The following is a 16,704-nucleotide window of genomic DNA, read 5'->3' on the forward strand; positions in this document are numbered from 1 at the left end:
CCGACCGTTGCGCCGACATTGGCGCCCTTGCTGCCGCCGACCGAGACGCCGACGCCAAGCCCGCCGCCACTGCCGCCGACCGAGACGCCCACCCCACCGCTGCCGCCGATGCCTACACTGAGCCCGCCCGCGCCAGCCGGAAAGCACAAAGCCACGGCAACAGCGCCACCGGCCAAGGCCTTTGTTAAACTTTTAAAGAAATCCATAATGACGCTCCCCGTGTTGGTTGCCTGTACGCAGGTTGAACAGCATCCGTTACCAATATGATTACGCGAGTGTAGCGTTTTTAGTTTCTGCGAGAATAGGTAGTATTGGAAATCGTTGTTATGGCTGCTTGCGGCGATCGGAATATATATTTTGGAATTGGCGGAAAAAATCGAGGATTTGCGGTTAGACTCGGAACCTTAGACAGGCAGGACGAGTGCTCGCATGCGGGAATTTGCCGGGCGCATGCCTCAGGCCGTCTTGCGAAGCCGCTTCCCTAGGCTGCGGTGGAGAATGGACCCTCGAGAATGGGCTCGTGCTGGGGAAAGGGGACGACCCAAGAAACCCGCGACGATCTCCACCGATGTCGGGCGCGTTGTGCGTCACATCGTTCCGCTGCTCGCAGTCGACGGCGTCAGCGCTACCCTTGCGGGCATACCTTCGCCCCGTTTGGCGTTTCTGCCCTTTGGATCGGATGCCGATCGTCCGCTGGCGTTTCGAATCTCTTCAACTTACGCCGAGTTTCGCAAATCCACTTTCATCCCGGCTAACGTTCGAAGGGTTCGCCAAGCGAGGCGACACCGTTCAGCCTGAGCAAGCGGCGGTCCGCCGAGATGACACCGAGCACGACGATCGTAACGAGATAGGGAAGGCTGGAAAGCAGTTGCGATGGCAAGTCCAGACCGGTCGCCTGGGCGGCGAGGCTCATCAGCGAAACCGCGCCGAAGAGGCAGGCACCCAGGAAGATGCGGCCAGCGAGCCACGTACCAAAGACAACGAGTGCGATCGCGATCCAGCCACGTCCGGCAATCATACCGTCCGCCCAAAGGGGCGTGTACACCGCCGCCGCATAGGCGCCGGCAAAACCCGCCATCATGCCACCAAAAGCTATGGCCGCGATACGGATAGCGATAACCGGATAGCCGATGGCATGGGCTGCCTTGGGATTCTCGCCGATTGCCCTCACGACAAGGCCGACTCTCGTATAGGCAAACATCGCCCAGATCGCAAACGTCACGGCAAGGGAAAGCCATACGACGACGTCCTGGACAAGCAGCCTGCCGACTACCGGGATTTCCGAGAGGCCGGGAAAGGCAAGTTTCGGGAGCCCCTTGACCGTCAAGCTCTCGTAGCTTTTGCCGAACAGCGCCGAAAGGCCCTGGCCGAGAATGCCGATCGCAAGGCCTGTCGCGACCTGGTTTGCCCGGAATCCGAGTGCCAGCACTGCAAAGACGAGGGACAGGACGGCGCTACCGAGGCCGGCGGCAACGAACCCCAGCAGGTGTCCACCGCCGTGGTAGACGACGATGAACGCGAGCACCGCGCCGAGGGCCATCAGGCCCTCTACGCCGAGGTTAAGAACGCCGGTGCGCTCGACCACCAACTCGCCGAGTGCGGCAAGGAGAAAGGGGGTTGCCGCTGCGAGCATGCCCGAAATAATGAACTCGACGGCGTTCATGGCTGGCTCAGGTGATGGGGGCGGCGCCACTCGATGCGGTAGCGCACGAAGGCCACAGCGCCGAGATAGGCGAGCAGCAAGCTGCCTTGGAAGACGCGGACGGCGGCGATCGGCAGGTTTGCCGACACCATCGCATTGTCGCCGCCGATATAGAGGACAGCCATAAAGAGCGCGGAAAAGATGATGCCGACTGGATGCAAGCCGCCGAGATAGGCGACAATGATGGCCGCATAACCGTAGCCGGTCGAGATCGAGCGCTGCAGCTGGCCGAGCGGACCCGCGACTTCCGCCGCGCCTGCCAGTCCCGCCGCCAAGCCACCGATCAGAAGCGATAGCCAAATCGCACGCCCTTCGCTGAAGCCGGCGTAACCGGCCGCGCGCGGGGCAAGGCCGCCGACCTTGAGCTTATACCCCATGAAGCTCCGCTGCATGAAAACCCAGGCCACCAGCGAGAGCGCAAGTGTGATGAGCAGCGAGACGTTGACGCGGGTACCGGTGATCAGGGTCGGCACCATCGCGTCGTTCTGAAACATGACGGATTGTGGGAAATTGAAGCCGGCCGGGTCCTTCCATGGGCCGAGCAGCAGGTAGTTGAGGACTTGCGCCGCAACGAGGCTCAGCATTAGGGAGACCAGGATCTCGTTCGCATTGAGCCTGACGCGCCAGAAGGCGGTGATAGATGCCCAAAGCGCACCGCCGAGGGCACCGAGAAGCAGCATCAGCGGCCAGATCCACTGCCCGGTCGCCTGCGGAAACCAGACGGGGATCGCCGAGGCGAAAATAGCGCCCAGGATAAACTGGCCCTCCGCGCCGATGTTGAACACTTTTGCGCGGAAACCGATCGCCAGCCCCTGAGCAATGAGGAGAAGAGGCCCCGCCTTCAGCAGCACCTCCGCGAACGATGCCCAGGAGAGGAACGGCTCGAGAAGCATCGCGTACAGGACGGCCGCCGGATCTCGGCCTATCAGCACATAAAGGCCCAGATTGAGGATGATCGCCATGCCAAGCGCGACAGCCGGGGCCAGCATGGCCGCGACGAGCGAGGCATGCTCCCGGCGGACGAGCGCGGGGAGGAACGGCGCGGCCCAAACGCTCATGCAGGAACCTTCTCTGGCGAGGCATGTGCTCCGATCATGTATCTGCCGATGTCTTCGGGGCGCGTGTCCCGCGTGACCAGAGGCGGACTCAGCATTCCATGATGGAGCACCTGGATGAAATCGCAGAGTTCGAAAAGTTCCTCGAGTTCCTCGGAAATTACGAGGATCGCCACGCCCAGGTTGCGCAACGCGATGAGCCGCCTTCTGATGGCGGATGCAGCGCCAATGTCTACACCCCAGGTCGGCTGCGCCACGAAAAGCAGTTTTGGCGACAGCATCATCTCGCGACCGACGATGAATTTCTGCAAGTTGCCGCCGGACAGCGAGCCCGCTTCGGCATCCGGGCCGGAGGCGCGGACGTCGTACCGACGGATGCATTCGCTGGTGAAAGCCGTCGCTCCGGCGCTGTTGATGAGGCCGCGCCTCACGAGATCGAAAGGATGGGCGGTAAGAACGGTGTTGAGCACGAGCGACATTTCAGGGACCGCGCCGCGTCCCAGCCGGTCTTCGGGCACGAAGGCGAAGCCAAATCTCCTGCGCGCGGCCGCATCGAGTGCGCCTACGTCGCGGCCCATCATGTAAATCCGGTCGCGTTGTTCCTTCAGCAGCATCGCTTCGCCCGAGATAAGCGCGGCAAGCTCGCCTTGGCCATTGCCCGATATTCCGGCTATGCCAAGAATCTCGCCTGATCGTACCGTGAGGCTGATGCCGGAGAGCGGCGTGGCAAAGGGGTCGTCCGGCGTGTAGTCCATGCCGATTATTTCCAGCCGCTTCTCCCCCTCGGGCATGGCCAACGCGGGCATCACCTCGGGCATGTCGCGGCCGATCATCATCCGGGCGAGGTCGTGCGCATCATAGTCGCGCGGGTCGACGGTGCCGATAACGCGCCCTCCACGCAAGACCGTCGCCTGGTCACAGATCGTGCGAATTTCCTCCAGTTTGTGGGAGATGAACAGGATGGACACGCCGCGGTCGCGAAGGCGCCTGAGCGTGTCGAACAGCTTCTTCACCGCCTGCGGCGGCAAGACCGAGGTCGGCTCGTCGAGAATGAGCAGCTTCGGGTCCGTCATCAGGCAGCGGATGATCTCCACCCGCTGCCGTTCGCCGACCGAGAGCGCGTGCACATCGGCGAGAGGATCTACTTCAAGGCCGAAATCCTGGCCGAGGCTGCGGATGCGCCCCGCCAGCTCCGCCTTGCCGCCGGGGACGACGAGCTGGATGTTCTCGACGACAGTCAGCGTCTCGAACAGCGAGAAATGCTGAAAGACCATGCCGATGCCCCTGCGCCGTGCCTCAGCCGGCGAGGCAAGGCGCAGAGGCTCTCCGTTCCAGACGACGGTGCCTTCGTCCGGCTGTTCAACGCCATAGATGAGCTTCATCAGCGTCGATTTGCCCGCCCCATTCTCCCCGAGAATCGCATGGATCGATTGGGGCGCCACGTCCAGATCGATGGCTTGGTTGGCCCGGATCTGGCCGTAGCTCTTCGAGATGCCGCGGAGCGACAGAAGGGGCGGGGTCATGACTTACTTCGGCAGTGGTGTGGTGACACCCTTGACGTGCCAGTCCATCGCGACGATCTCGGGATCCGCTATCGTCGCACCGGCGGCGGCGGCTTCGCTGCCGTCGGCCTTGGTGATTGGACCTGTGAAGGGCGAGAAGCTGCCGTCGGCGATCTTCGCCGCCACTTCCTTGATCTTCGTCATCGTGTCGGCTGGGATATCTGAGTTCCAGTCCACGACCTCCACCACCTTTTCGGCGACGCCGAGGAAGGTGTTGGCGCCCTTGAAAGTTCCGGCGAGATGGGCATCCACGGAAGCCTTGAAGAAGGGCGACCAGTCCGTCGCGATGCAGCCGAGATATTTCTTCGGCGCATATTTCTTCATCGACGAATTGAGGTTGAACGCATAGACGCCAGCCTCCTCGCAGGCCGAGATCACGGAGGGTGTGTCCTGCGCGTTCGAGAAGATCACGTCGCAGTTCTGTGCCATCAGCGCCTTGGCGGCTTCCTGTTCCTTGGCCGGGTCGAACCAGGAGTTCACCCAAACGACCGATACCTCGATATCGGGATTTACGGTCTGTGCGCCGAGCGTGAATGCGTTGATCGAGGTGATCAGCTCCGGAATGGCGAAGGCCGAGACGGAGCCGACCTTGCCGGTCTTGGAAAGAGCTGCGGCGGCTATGCCGAGCAGGTAAGTGCCCTGGAAATACTTCGCCGCGAAGGGCGAGAAATTCGGCGCGGTCTGGAAGCCGGAGGCATGCAGCACGGTGACCGCAGGATCGCGGCGGGCGATCTGTAATGCACCATTCTGGTAGCCGAATGAGCCGGCGATCAGGAACTTGTTGCCGTCGGCGACGGTCTTGTTCATGATCCGGTCGGCGTCCGGCCCTTCGGCGATGTTCTCGATGACGGTGATCTTCACCTTGTCGCCGTACGCGGCCTTGACCGGCTCGAGGCCGGCGGCGAGCGCATGGCCCCAGCCGACATCGCCGACCGGCGACGGGAGCACGAGCGTGATACCGAGCGGCTCGTCGGCCGCAAAGGCGGGACGGCTGCCAAGCGCGCCGGCAAGCCCTGTCGCGGCAAGGCCCTTCATCAGAGTTCTGCGGGTCAGATAGTTCAGCATGTCAGTTCCCCTGTCTTAAGTTGTTAGAATTCCACCGCGGCAAAGGCGGCTTCCGCGTCCGCAGCAAGCCGGGCCTCGTTCAGCCCGGTAAACGCACCCTTCTCCCAGACGATGCGGCCGTTGATCATGGTCATGTCGGTGGGCATGCCGATACCGACCTTGGCGATCAGGCTCAATGGATCGTGGCGCGTGCCGACATAATCCATGCGGCGCGTGTCGATCGCGAAGAGGTCGGCGGCCATGCCGGGCGACAGTCGGCCGATGTCATTGCGGCCCAGAAGCGCGGCCCCGCCCGTTGTCGCATAGCCGAGGAAATCGACCGGCGCAGGCACGGGATGAGCGCGCGTCGAGGCCGCCAGGCATTGCAGCATGTAGGCGGAATGGATGCAGTGCATGAGGTTGGAATTGTCGTTCGAGGCAGCACCGTCGCAGCCGAGACCGACGCGCAGGCCAAAGGCGGACATGGCGGGAATATCAGTCACCTCCGCGCCCACCAGATAGACCGGCTCCGGGCAATGCGAGACACCGGTGCCGCTCGCCGCCATCAGCCGCAGTTCGTCATGCGTCAGCTCCCAGCAATGGGCATAGAAAGTGTCTCGGCCGGCAAATCCGAGGTCCTCGAGATAGTCCACCGTACGCATGCCATGGCGGGCCTCGATGATCGGGCTTTCGCCCTCGCCGACATGGGTGTGCATCCGCACCCCGCGATCACGCGCCAGCGAAACCGATTCCACGAAGGTCTCGCGGTAGCAGTTGACCGGCTGGCAGGGAGCGACCACGACCTGACGCATGCTGAAGGGACTGGTGTCGTGATAAGTGTCGATGAGGCGTGCGCAGTCGGCAATGAATTCGTCCGTGGTCTCCAGCATCTCGTCTGGAATGGTCGAGCCTTCCGATTTTGGCAGCGTGTTGCCGCCGCGGCCGGCGTGGAAACGCATGCCGAGAAGGTCGGCCGCTTCGAACTGCCGGTCGATGAGCCGTTTTCCGGCATGGAGCGGAAAATTGTACTGGTGGTCGAAGGCCGTCGTGCAACCGTGCTTTATCAACTCTGCCATCGCCGTGATCGAGGCGTGGTAGAAACAATCCTCGTTGAGCCGGGAGAAGATCGGATAGATCCGGTCGAGCCATTCGATGACCGACAGCTTCGTCCAGTCGAGGTCGGCACGGTTGCGCACAAAGCACTGAAAGAAGTGATGGTGCGTGTTGACGAGGCCGGGATAGACGAACCAGCCGTCGGCGTCCTGCACGATAGTACCGGCCGGCAACTCGCTTCTGTGCAGGCCTTGCCCGATTGCCTCGATCTGCGGGCCATTCGTCAGCATATCGACATTGCGCCGGACGCTCGGACCCCTGCCCTCGTCGGTGATGACCGCTGCGCAATTCTTCAGGAGATAGCCGGTCACCTCACGCCTCGTCCGGTATGGGTCGCGGTTCGGGCTTCAACTCGTGCAGCCGGTGGATACCGGGCATTTCGATGAAATTGTCGAGGCTGCGGAGCGCTCGCGACCAGAGCCGGATCGTGGGATACGGATCGAGGGAAACGCCGCCGTCGGGCGCGAGCGCGACGTAGGGAAAGCAAGCAATGTCGGCAATCGTCGGCCGGTCGGATGCGAGAAACCGATCGCCACGCATTTTTTGTTCGAAGAGGCCGGCTTCCAGCTCACGTAGTGCCGCTATGCCATTGGCCTGAAGCGCACCGATGTCACCGGGACGCAGCAGCATCTCATGCAGGCGCGCGCCGCCGAGGTTGGCGGTCAGCCTGTGCGAGAAGGAAAGCCATTGCTGGATGCGCGCCGTCTCCTCGGGGGCGCCGCTGCCGAGCCAGGCCGGTGCTGCCTTCGCGGCGAGATAGCCAAGCATGGCGGAAGACTCGGTCAGGATCAGGTCGCCGTCTTCAAGGATCGGGATGGAGCCTCCCGGATTAAGTGCCATAAGCTCGGGGCCGCGATGCTCGGCGCCGGGATGGAAGTCGACCGGGCGGATTTCGAGCTTCACACCTGACAGCGTCGCCATCAGGCGCACCTTGTAGCAACTTGGGGAGAGGATGTAGTCGTAAAGCTTCACTGTGCCACCAATTGCGCGCCGTAGGTATAATTGTGGCGCTTCAGCCAGCGGCGATAGGCGACCGAGGTCAGGTCGGCGCGCGTCGGGATTTCCATGCCGGGATCGAGCGGCAAAAGACGCGGGATCTGGTTTTCGAGGATCGAGCGGTCCTGCAGGAAAATCGTCTGCTGGAAATGGATGAGGTCGGTCTGTGGCGTCTCGTCATCGAAAAGCGCCATCCACGGCCAGACGTCGCAGAGATCCTCGGCAAGCGGTTGGACGAATAGCGCAATGACATCCCATTCGCCCGGGCGCGGCGGGCAGGTCTTGTAGAGGACTGAGCAGGTCGGAGCCGGCACGCGGTACATGTATTCCGTCGTGATACCTCCGCTCGCGGATTTCGCCGCCTGCGGCTGGTAGAACTTCACCTGGGTCGCCCAGACCTCGTCCTCTTCCTCGCGGATCTCGACCTTGTAGTTTTCGACCTCGGTATGCGGCTCCGAGCCGAGGATGTCGGTATGGACGAAGGGGAAGTGTGCGATGTCGAGGAAGTTCTCGACGGCGCGGAGCGGCGAGCAGCGCACCCGCACCACGCCGACATCGACGAAGCGGCGCCCGGGCTGGTCTGCCTCGGGAATCGGGAAGACCGGTTTCTTCGGTTCGCCGAGCGACGACCAGATATGGCCATAGCGCACCGAAACCGGCAGCACGCGCCCGTTTTCGCCTGTCACTTTCGCCGCGCCATCGGCGTCGAGCGCAACCTTGATCGGCTCGTCCATCAGGGTGGTCTCGCGCCCATAGCGGTCGAGCCGGCTGAAAAGCCCGACCGGATACCATTCGTCGCGCATCGCATCGTCGATCATGGCACAGCCCCTTTCGCCTCGATCCCTTCGGCCATGCGCCGAAGGCTCTCGGCGGCTCGCGAGGCGGCGATGCGCTCGGACGCATCGCAATCGGCTGGAACAAGGACGTGGATCAGCGTCTCGCCGGCTTCCTGCGGGATGGGCAGCAGGCGGATTGCCGGCGCGCCGGGCGCCTGCCAGACGTATCCTTCAACGGTGGCCTTCGTACCGGCAGCGACCGAGAGTGCCGAACATCCGGCGCGGGCCGTCAATGAACGGAGCGGGACGTAACCCTCAAAAAGGGGTGGCTTGCCGTCAGGCTCTCCATCAGCGACCCAGATGATCCCGCCCGCCTCTTCGACCAACCGGGTCGCAACGCGAATCGTCTCCGGCGGCGTGAGGCTGGGATGGGCGGGAATGCGCAGGCACTGACCGGCCTGCGAATAGGTCCAGCCGTGATAGATGCAGGAGAGCGCCTCGCCGCGCACGAAGCCATGGGAGAGGCGCATGCCGCGATGCGGACAGCGATCCGCCGATGCCGCCAAGCGCCCCGATTGGCTTCGCCAGAGGGCAATGGGACCGGCGGGCGTCCGCGCCGGCATTACCTGTCCTGTTGGCAGATCCTGGGTAAGGGCGACCGGCACCCAGGTGTCCGTCTTGTCGGACAGCATGACCTTACTTTCCGTACTGATACCACTGTTTCCCGACCAGAGAGATGCCGGCGCAAGGAGTTGGCGAACCGCTCGATGCGGCTGACGTATGCATAATAATTTCGCAATTGCAATATTGGTTAAATTAAGTGCAAACGGAGGGTAACCACACGCAAAGCTATATGTTTTTTTGCTCGACAGGCGCGCGGTCGATCGTCTCGACCCAGACCTCAATGGGCCCAAGCGAACATCCCATCTCCATCATGTCGATCAGTTCCGCCGCACCGGCAATATCGAGTTCGATGCGATCGGTGCTTGCATGAGCGATGTGGTGCGCGAGACCGAGCTTGGCCGCATGGCGCATGATCCAAGGCACGAAGGACGCGGGTTCGAGGTGGCCGCGAATGGTCATCCGCTCATGCAAGCGGTGTTGACTTTGCTTCATCACGAACGGAACGCGCGCCTTGGTGTCATGGTCGGCAGCATAGCGTCTGACTGAACGGGCGGAAGTGGTAATCGACGCGCCAATAACACCGTATGGACTGATCGGCTATGCCTGCACCCGGGCACTCATGCATGTCGCCCAGAAGTGCCGCGGTCCTGGGACAACGACATGCATTAAACAAAGACTTCAAGCGGTCGCATGAATCCGTTCAGCGCGACGCGCTTTAGGGTTATCTAAGCTATTGTAATGCATCGGTAAGTTGGCGCACCCGACAGGATTCGAACCTGTGACCTCTGCCTTCGGAGGGCAGCGCTCTATCCAGCTGAGCTACGGGTGCCTTCAGGGAACCTGAAAACGAACCAGCCGATAGGCCGGCCAGCCACGGCTTCTTAGCGGAAGCCGGCGCGGGCTTCAACGGGCAATTGGCGTGGCGATATTTTCGAAGCCGCTTGCGCGGCCTGGCAAGTTCGCGTCCGCCCTGCAGCCTCAGCCCGGGACTCACCCCGCCACCTCCACCTTCGCCACCCGCCTGCGCACCCTGCGCGGCGCCCGCTTCGCCTTCTTCGCGCCGGTCAGTTCATGCATCGCGTCCAGCTGCATCTGCTGCATTTCGGCCAGCCGCGTCCATTGGCGCGAGATCAGATAGTCGAGCTTTTCGTGCAAATGGCGCACTTCCAGCTCGGCTTTCAGGTTCACCCGGTAGTCGTTGAACGAGCGCAGGCGGTCCTTGGCCTCCGTCCGTCTCTGGCTCATCATGATGATCGGCGCCTGGATGGCGGCGATACAGGAGAGCAGCAGGTTGAGCAGGATGAAGGGGTAGGGGTCGAAGGCGCTGCTCACGCCCGCGATCAAATTGATGCCGATCCACACCGCAAGCACGCTGCCGAACGAGATCAGGAACCACCAGCTGCCGCCGAAAGCCGCCATGTTGTCGGAGACGCGGTCGGCGAACGAGCGGTGCTCCTCGAACTCCTCTTCCGAGTTTTCCGAAATCGTGTCCTGCCTGGCGATCGATTCGACCACCTNCGAGCGGTGCTCCTCGAACTCCTCTTCCGAGTTTTCCGAAATCGTGTCCTGCCTGGCGATCGATTCGACCACCTGGCGGTCGAGCTCGGAGAATTCGCCATGCTCCTGCTGCAGCAGCTCCTCCATGTAGCGCATGCGGTAGCGGCCGAGCTCCTCGCGGCTGATGCGGGCGCCGCGCGGCAGGTCCGGATGATCGGAGCGGATGCGGTCGGCCAGGCTTGGCCGCAGGTCGTCGATGCGCACCAGGTCGCGCTTGCGGAATTTGCGGCCCGATATCGCCGACGGCTTTCGCTTCGGCTTCAGGCGGCCATGCGGTTCGGAGTCCGGCACATCGGGCGCTTCCAGCGCCTCGTCGGCAACCAGCTCGGCGTCATGATCGCCGATGGGCGGCGCCTCGAAATACTCGCCGCCGCTGTCGTTTTCATTGGCGGCCTGTTCGGATGGTTTTGGGCTCATGATGCCGGCTCCTGCTGTCGCGCCCACGATACGCCAAGCCGGCACGCCATAGCCACTGTGGCGGTGAAGATTGGGGGCTTGTGCAAGCGCTTGTGATGAATGCCTGCTGCAATTGCCTGTGGCGGCGCAGCCCCCCGGGGCCTCGCTCGCCTGCTGCTCGGCAACCAGACCGCCGAAGTGCTGTTGCGCCTGCTGCAGAGTTAAGATGAGGCAGCGATCCTTCACGACCCCCCCTCTGTCCTGCCGGACATCTCCCCCTCAAGGGGGGAGATCAGATGTCGCCATGGCTTCGCCAAACACGAAAAAGAGGCGAGACGCCGAAGCTGCTAATCTCCCCACTTGAGGGGGAGATGGCCGGCAGGCCAGAGGGGGATGCTGTCCCGCCGGCGTTTCAGAGTTCCTCCACCCAACGACGGGTTCTATTGCGGCGGTAAACCAGGCAACTGCGACCCCTGCGCCGGCAAACCAGGCGGCGGCAGGCCGGGCGACGCTGCCGGCTGGTCTCCCGCAAACATCAGCCGCGTCTTGGTATCGGCCAGCGTCGGCGACAGACTGCGCTGCATCAGCGCTTCGACATGGTCGTTGCGCTGGCGGGCGCTGGCGGCGCCCATCACCACCACGATCAGATGCCGGCCGTCGGCATTGTAGGACGTGACGATATTGTAGCCGGATGCCCTGATATAGCCGGTCTTGATGCCGTCGACGCCGCGCACCCGGCCGAGCATGTCGTTGTGGCCGCGCACCAGCCGGCCGCGGAACATGAAGTCGCTTTCGGAGAAATAGTGGAACTGCTGCGGGAAGCGGGCGCGCAGCGCCATCCCCAGCGTCGCCATGTCGCGCGCCGATGTGTGCTGGCCATCGTCGGGCAGGCCGGAGGCATTGCGGAAGACGGTGCTGCTCATGCCGATCTGGCGCGCCTTGGACGTCATCATGGCGGCGAACTGGTCCTCCGAGCCGCCGAGATATTCGCCCACCGCCACCGCCACGTCATTGGCCGACTTGACCACGATCGCCCGGATCGCCGAATCGACATCGATGCTCTCGCCGCGCTTGAAGCGCAATTTGGTCGGCGGCTGCCGGGCGGCATTGTCGGAGACCGGGATCTGCGTTTCCTTCGAGACGCGGCCGGACTCCAGCGCCTCGAACAGCAGGTACAGCGTCATCATCTTGGTCAGCGACGCCGGATAGCGTTGCGCCCTCGAACTGACTTCGAACAGCGTCTTGCCACTGCCGGCATCGACGACGATGGCCGCATATTTCTCCTGCGGCGCCGGCACCGCCAGCACGCTGTCGGGCGGTGCGGTGGTGCTGCAGCCGGCCACGAAGACAAGCAGCAGGAGGGCTGCGAGAAATTTCTGGGCGGGGGAGGGGAAATTGAAATTTGGCAAGTCAAGTCCGGCGTTGCTGAGAGGGCCGGAACCTAGCCTAACCCATTGTGTTCGTCCATTTGGTTAACGGCGGAGCTGCCGATGACGCTGCCAATCTCCCCCGCAAGGGGGGAGATCAGATGTCGCTTCGGCTTCGCCAACCATCGGCGCTGAAACGGCAACCTCCCGAAATCGCCTGCTTCCTGTCCTGTTTTGCCTGCGGGGTCGCGGTGCTGCTATAGAGGCGGCAATTGCTTGGGGGATTTGACAATGACCGGTGACATCGGCGCGGCTGCGCCATCTCTTATCAGGGCTTCGCTCAGCCGCACCGGCAAATGGGCCGGCATCGATATCGCCAGCGGCGCCGCCCTTTCCATTCCCGATTTCCTGNTGACCGGTGACATCGGCGCGGCTGCGCCATCTCTTATCAGGGCTTCGCTCAGCCGCACCGGCAAATGGGCCGGCAGCGTCGCTTTCATCGGCGGCGCCGCATCCGACATCCTCAATCCGCTGGCGCCGTTCGCCGCCTATATCGCGCTGGTCGCTTCGGTTGCCGCCGCCATCATCGCCATTGCCATCGTTCTGCGGCTGGTGCTGGCCGCCAAGGCGCTGCCGGCGCTGATCTTTGCCACCAGCGCTGCCGCCGTCGCCGGCGGCGTCTATGGCCTGCAGCAGCAGTCCAATTCGCAGAACGGTGTGATCGCCGGCCTGGTGCCGGCCATCGCCCAGTTGCAGCAGCAGATGGGCATCGTCTCGGCCAGGGTGGCCAGGATCGAGCAAACGGTAACCGAGACGAAGCTGGCGGTCGACCAGGTCAAGCAATCGACCGACGCGGTGGCGAAGAAGACCGAGGAAATTGCGTCGACCCAGCAGCAGCAGGCTGAGCAGGGCGCGCAGACGCAAAAGTCGGTAGAGGCGGTCAAGCAGACGACCGAAACGCTCGCTGCCGGCCAGCAGAAACAGGCCGAGCAGGCGGATAAGCTTCAGGCGACCACCGAGCAGATCGCCGCCTCGATCGACACCATCGCCAAGGGCTTTGCCGCATTGGCCGCGCAGGGCGGGACGATCGCCGAGCCGAAGCGGCCGGACGAATTCTATCACAATGCCCGCGTCTACGAGCTTTCCGGCGACATGCTGAATGCGCGGCGCTCCTATCTCGCTTTCGCCGGTTTCGACGTCGACGCCGTCGATCCCTACACACGCTTCGCCACCCTGCTGCGCGTGCAGGACGGCAAGGCCGGCGCCCGCGAAGTGTTCGGCGCCCTGGCCGACAAGGCCAAGGCGCTGTCGATCAAGCTGGTCCATATCCTGCAGTTCGACGATGCCCAGCGTCTCGACAAGCTCAACGCCTTCATCGCCGCCAATCCGGATTTCGCACCGGCCTATTACCTGCTCGCGCAGGAGTTTTCCGAGGATCGCCTCGGCGTCCAGTCGCTGTCCGACAAGCGCAGCGAGGCCGAGGCGCTGACCAGGTTCGTCTCCTATGAAAAGGAAGGCGGGCTGCTCAAATATTTCGTCGACCAGACGCAGCTCGCCGACTGGCTCGACCGCAGCCGTACCCGCCTGACGGCGCTTGGCGACGTGCTCGACCCAGCACGCTTTGCCCCGACGCTGACGCCGATGCGCTCCAATGCCGGCTGGATGATCTCCATCTCGCTGCCCGAGGCCGCGACCGGCATTTCCTGGCGCATGGGTGTGTCAGGTCCGTTCACCGACACCGGGCTGATGGCGATGAACGACCAGCGCACCGGCAAGCCGATGCCCAATCCGAGCTTCGAATTGCCCGACAGCACCACGGCCACCACCATCGGGGTCAAGTATCTCGATCTCAGGGGCCGCGAGACCGGGCCGTTCGACATAAGTTTCGATCCGGACGCAGCGCTGCAACAGGGCAACAAACAGATCCTCGACCAGTTCTGGACGTCGTGGATCGCCTTCGACGCCAGCGGCAATCATGGCCTGGTCTATTTCTCCCAGATGCTGTCGTTCCGCTGCGGCATCAAGGAGGTGCGCTACAGCCTGAACGGCACGGCGCTCGACAGGGAGATCAAGCTGCCGCCTTGCGACAAGAAGGACCCGTACGCCATTCCTTATGACTACCAGCCTTACTTCAAGGTCGCCGACAACGTGACGTCGATGGCGGTGCAGGTCACCTACACCGACGGCACCAAGTCGCCGGTCCGGGAGTACAAACGGCAGTAGGCGTCCACCCTTCCCCTTGTGGGGAGGGTCGATCCGCGTAGCGGATCGGGGTGGGGGTCCTTGTAGGGCGCTACCCCCGCCCCGTCGAACAATCTCCGCTTCGCGTCGAGCGCTCGCCGACCCTCCCCACAAGGGGGAGGGTAAAAATCGCCCTGATGCAAAATGCCGGTCGCTGTGCTTGCGCATCCGTCGCGGAGCGGGTTTGTTCGCTGCCACCAGAATCAGCAGGTGCGCGGATGGATACGGTCACGATCAAGGCAAAGGGCATTTCGGTCACGCTCGATCCCACTGTCGGCCATATCGCCGACATGACGGTCGACAGCGATGGCCGCCAGCTGAAGCCGCTGCACCGCGCGCCCTGGATCGATGCCGGCGAGACGCTGCCGCCGGACCTGCCTCAAGGCACGGTGCGGCTGTCTGGCGATTTCCTATGCGCACCGTTTTCGGCCAGCGACATCGAAGCCGCACCGCTGCATGGCTGGCCGGCCAACAGCGCCTGGGATGTCACCGCCAGCGAAGCGACATCCGACGGCTGGCGGGCCGTCTTCCGGTTGCGCCGCACGGTGATGGGCGCGACGGTCGACAAGATCTTCACGCTCCGCAACAGTCATCCCTTTCTCTATCAGGAGCATGTCTTTTCCGGCGGTTCCGGAGCGGTCTCCGCCGCCCACCATCCGATGGCGGCGATGCGCGATGGCGGCCGGCTGGCCTTTTCGCCGAAGCGCTTTGCCGGGACACTGGACGCACCGCTGGAGCCCGATCCGGCCCGCGGCCGCTTCAAGCTTTCCTATCCCGCCCGCTCGACCGATCTGACGCGCTTTCCAGCCACTGGCGGCGGCACGCTCGATCTCACCGACTACCGCATGGAGGATGAGCGCGAGGATTTCATCACCCTGGTCGAAGCCGATCATGACGGTCCGGGCTGGACGGCGCTGGCGCGCCGGGCCGAACAGGATCTGGTGCTGGTGCTGAAGAACCCGGCGGAGCTTCCGGTCACCATGCTGTGGTTCAGCAATGGCGGCCGCGACTACGCGCCGTGGAGCAGCCGCCATCGCGGCGTGCTCGGCATCGAGGACGGCCGCGCCGCCATCGGCCATGCCGCATCGATCGACGACAATTGGCTGAAGCGCGAAGGGGTCGCGACCGCTTTTACCCTCGGCGGCGAAGTCTCCTTCCGCCATGTCATCGGCACGCTGCCGCTGGCGAGCGGCGAGCCGCCGCGCGCTATCGGGACAGCCTCAGGTCACATGCATCTCACCGGAGCCGATGGTTCGACCCGCGATGTCGCATTCGACAGCGATTTCCTGCGGATCGGCCAGCCCGGCTGATTTTCGAACGCTGGCCCTGCCCCTCACCTGCCTGCCGGCATCCTCGACACACGGCACATGGAGCTTGTCCGCCGCACCGCCGCGCCAACCAATCTGCTTGGCGCTGCGGCGGACGCATAGGGGGAGAAGTGTTACCCATCTATCGGCTGGACACCGGCAGGGCGACGAGGGGCAGCGCTGACGTGGCGGATGTCGTGAGATTGCCCAAATCGCGGTTTGAAATTTCCTCAAACTGCCGACAAGATGCAAAGCATAACTGGAAGCGCCCAATGTCCGAAATCGCCCATCTCGCCGCCACCATCTTCAAGCGCGCCGGCAAGGCGAAACGCTTCATCGTCGCCATTGCCGGCCCGCCCGGCGCCGGCAAGTCGACGCTCTCGGCCGGCCTGCATGATCTGTTGCCGGAGGGCGCGGCTGAAGTCGTGCCGATGGACGGCTTCCACTATGATGACATCGTGCTCGACCAGCGCGGCCTGCGGTCAAGAAAGGGCGCGCCGGAGACTTTCGACTTCGCCGGCTTCGAGACGCTGTTGAAGCGCATCCGTTCGGGCGAGCCAGACATCGCCATTCCGGTGTTCGACCGCAGCATGGAATTGTCGCGCGCCGCCGCCTCCATCGTTGCCGCCGAGACCAAGTTCATCCTGGTCGAAGGCAATTACCTCCTGCTCGACGAGGAGCCGTGGTCGCGGCTGGCGCCGCTGTTCGACTTCACCATCTTTGTCGATGTGCCGCGGGCCGAACTCGAGCGCCGCCTTCTGGTGCGCTGGCACGAGCATGGCCGCTCCGACGAAGACGCCCGCGCCTGGATCGCTTCCAACGACATGCCCAACATCGATCGCGTGCTCGGCCGTCGCAGGTCCGCCGACCTGGTTGTTGGCGATCCCGCATAGTTCGCTGGACTTCGGAACGGGAACCTTAAGACTTTCAGGTCGTTATCTCTCATCGGCAATCGTGCCGCCGC

15 protein-coding genes and 1 tRNA gene are annotated in these 16,704 nt (G+C 63.4%); 3 read left to right on the forward strand and 13 right to left on the reverse strand.

Features of this window, described 5'->3' with window-relative positions:
• The 13 genes from X726_RS1000000170570 to X726_RS148955 form a co-directional block, all read right to left on the reverse strand.
• Window positions 1–206: hypothetical protein (locus tag X726_RS1000000170570; protein ID WP_198037347.1), on the reverse strand; the 206-nt coding region annotated here is incomplete at its 3' end.
• 545 nt (window positions 207–751) lie between these two features.
• Window positions 752–1,663, reverse strand: a complete 912-nt coding sequence (locus tag X726_RS149010; protein ID WP_023671208.1) for an ABC transporter permease — start codon at window positions 1,661–1,663, stop codon at window positions 752–754.
• On the reverse strand, window positions 1,660–2,760 hold the full coding sequence (locus X726_RS149005) for an ABC transporter permease (RefSeq protein ID WP_023671209.1): 1,101 nt from the start codon (window positions 2,758–2,760) through the stop codon (window positions 1,660–1,662). Before X726_RS149005 ends, X726_RS149010 begins: the two co-directional genes overlap by 4 nt.
• The gene (locus X726_RS149000; protein WP_023671210.1) at window positions 2,757–4,280 is read right to left on the reverse strand and encodes an ABC transporter ATP-binding protein; all 1,524 of its coding nucleotides are present in this window, start codon (window positions 4,278–4,280) and stop codon (window positions 2,757–2,759) included. The genes X726_RS149005 and X726_RS149000 overlap by 4 nt, the downstream gene beginning before the upstream one ends.
• Before the next feature lie 3 nt (window positions 4,281–4,283).
• Window positions 4,284–5,381, reverse strand: coding sequence for a BMP family ABC transporter substrate-binding protein (locus X726_RS148995; RefSeq protein WP_196814159.1), 1,098 nt, complete (start codon window positions 5,379–5,381; stop codon window positions 4,284–4,286).
• Between the two features lie 26 nt (window positions 5,382–5,407).
• A complete protein-coding gene (locus X726_RS148990; protein ID WP_023671212.1) occupies window positions 5,408–6,787 on the reverse strand; it encodes an amidohydrolase in 1,380 nt (459 codons plus the stop codon).
• 1 nt (window position 6,788) lies between these two features.
• On the reverse strand, window positions 6,789–7,448 hold the full coding sequence (locus X726_RS148985) for a glutathione S-transferase family protein (protein WP_023671213.1): 660 nt from the start codon (window positions 7,446–7,448) through the stop codon (window positions 6,789–6,791).
• The gene (locus X726_RS148980; RefSeq protein WP_023671214.1) at window positions 7,445–8,290 is read right to left on the reverse strand and encodes an aromatic ring-hydroxylating dioxygenase subunit alpha; all 846 of its coding nucleotides are present in this window, start codon (window positions 8,288–8,290) and stop codon (window positions 7,445–7,447) included. The genes X726_RS148985 and X726_RS148980 overlap by 4 nt, the downstream gene beginning before the upstream one ends.
• Window positions 8,287–8,940, reverse strand: a complete 654-nt coding sequence (locus tag X726_RS148975) for a Rieske 2Fe-2S domain-containing protein (RefSeq protein ID WP_023671215.1) — start codon at window positions 8,938–8,940, stop codon at window positions 8,287–8,289. Before X726_RS148975 ends, X726_RS148980 begins: the two co-directional genes overlap by 4 nt.
• A gap of 157 nt (window positions 8,941–9,097) precedes the next feature.
• Window positions 9,098–9,331, reverse strand: coding sequence for an acylphosphatase (locus X726_RS148970; protein ID WP_023832684.1), 234 nt, complete (start codon window positions 9,329–9,331; stop codon window positions 9,098–9,100).
• A gap of 293 nt (window positions 9,332–9,624) precedes the next feature.
• Window positions 9,625–9,701 (reverse strand) — tRNA-Arg (locus tag X726_RS148965).
• Between the two features lie 161 nt (window positions 9,702–9,862).
• Entirely contained in the window at window positions 9,863–10,846 is a 984-nt protein-coding gene (locus X726_RS148960; protein WP_023671217.1) for a DUF1003 domain-containing protein, read from the reverse strand.
• A gap of 419 nt (window positions 10,847–11,265) precedes the next feature.
• Window positions 11,266–12,234 (reverse strand): D-alanyl-D-alanine carboxypeptidase family protein, encoded by a 969-nt coding sequence (locus X726_RS148955; RefSeq protein WP_023671219.1) that lies wholly within the window; start codon window positions 12,232–12,234, stop codon window positions 11,266–11,268.
• A 249-nt stretch (window positions 12,235–12,483) separates the two neighbouring features.
• Between X726_RS148955 and X726_RS148950 the strand changes: the two genes are divergently transcribed.
• The 3 genes from X726_RS148950 (at window position 12,484) to X726_RS148940 (ending at window position 16,633) form a co-directional block, all read left to right on the forward strand.
• Window positions 12,484–14,415, forward strand: coding sequence for a peptidase C14, caspase catalytic subunit p20 (locus tag X726_RS148950; protein WP_023671220.1), 1,932 nt, complete (start codon window positions 12,484–12,486; stop codon window positions 14,413–14,415).
• A gap of 236 nt (window positions 14,416–14,651) precedes the next feature.
• Window positions 14,652–15,743, forward strand: coding sequence for a hypothetical protein (locus X726_RS148945; RefSeq protein WP_023671221.1), 1,092 nt, complete (start codon window positions 14,652–14,654; stop codon window positions 15,741–15,743).
• A gap of 269 nt (window positions 15,744–16,012) precedes the next feature.
• Window positions 16,013–16,633, forward strand: coding sequence for a nucleoside triphosphate hydrolase (locus X726_RS148940; protein ID WP_023671222.1), 621 nt, complete (start codon window positions 16,013–16,015; stop codon window positions 16,631–16,633).
• The last annotated feature ends 71 nt before the right edge of the window (window positions 16,634–16,704 follow it).

Source organism: Mesorhizobium sp. LSJC285A00 (assembly GCF_000503155.1).
Taxonomy (GTDB): domain Bacteria; phylum Pseudomonadota; class Alphaproteobacteria; order Rhizobiales; family Rhizobiaceae; genus Mesorhizobium.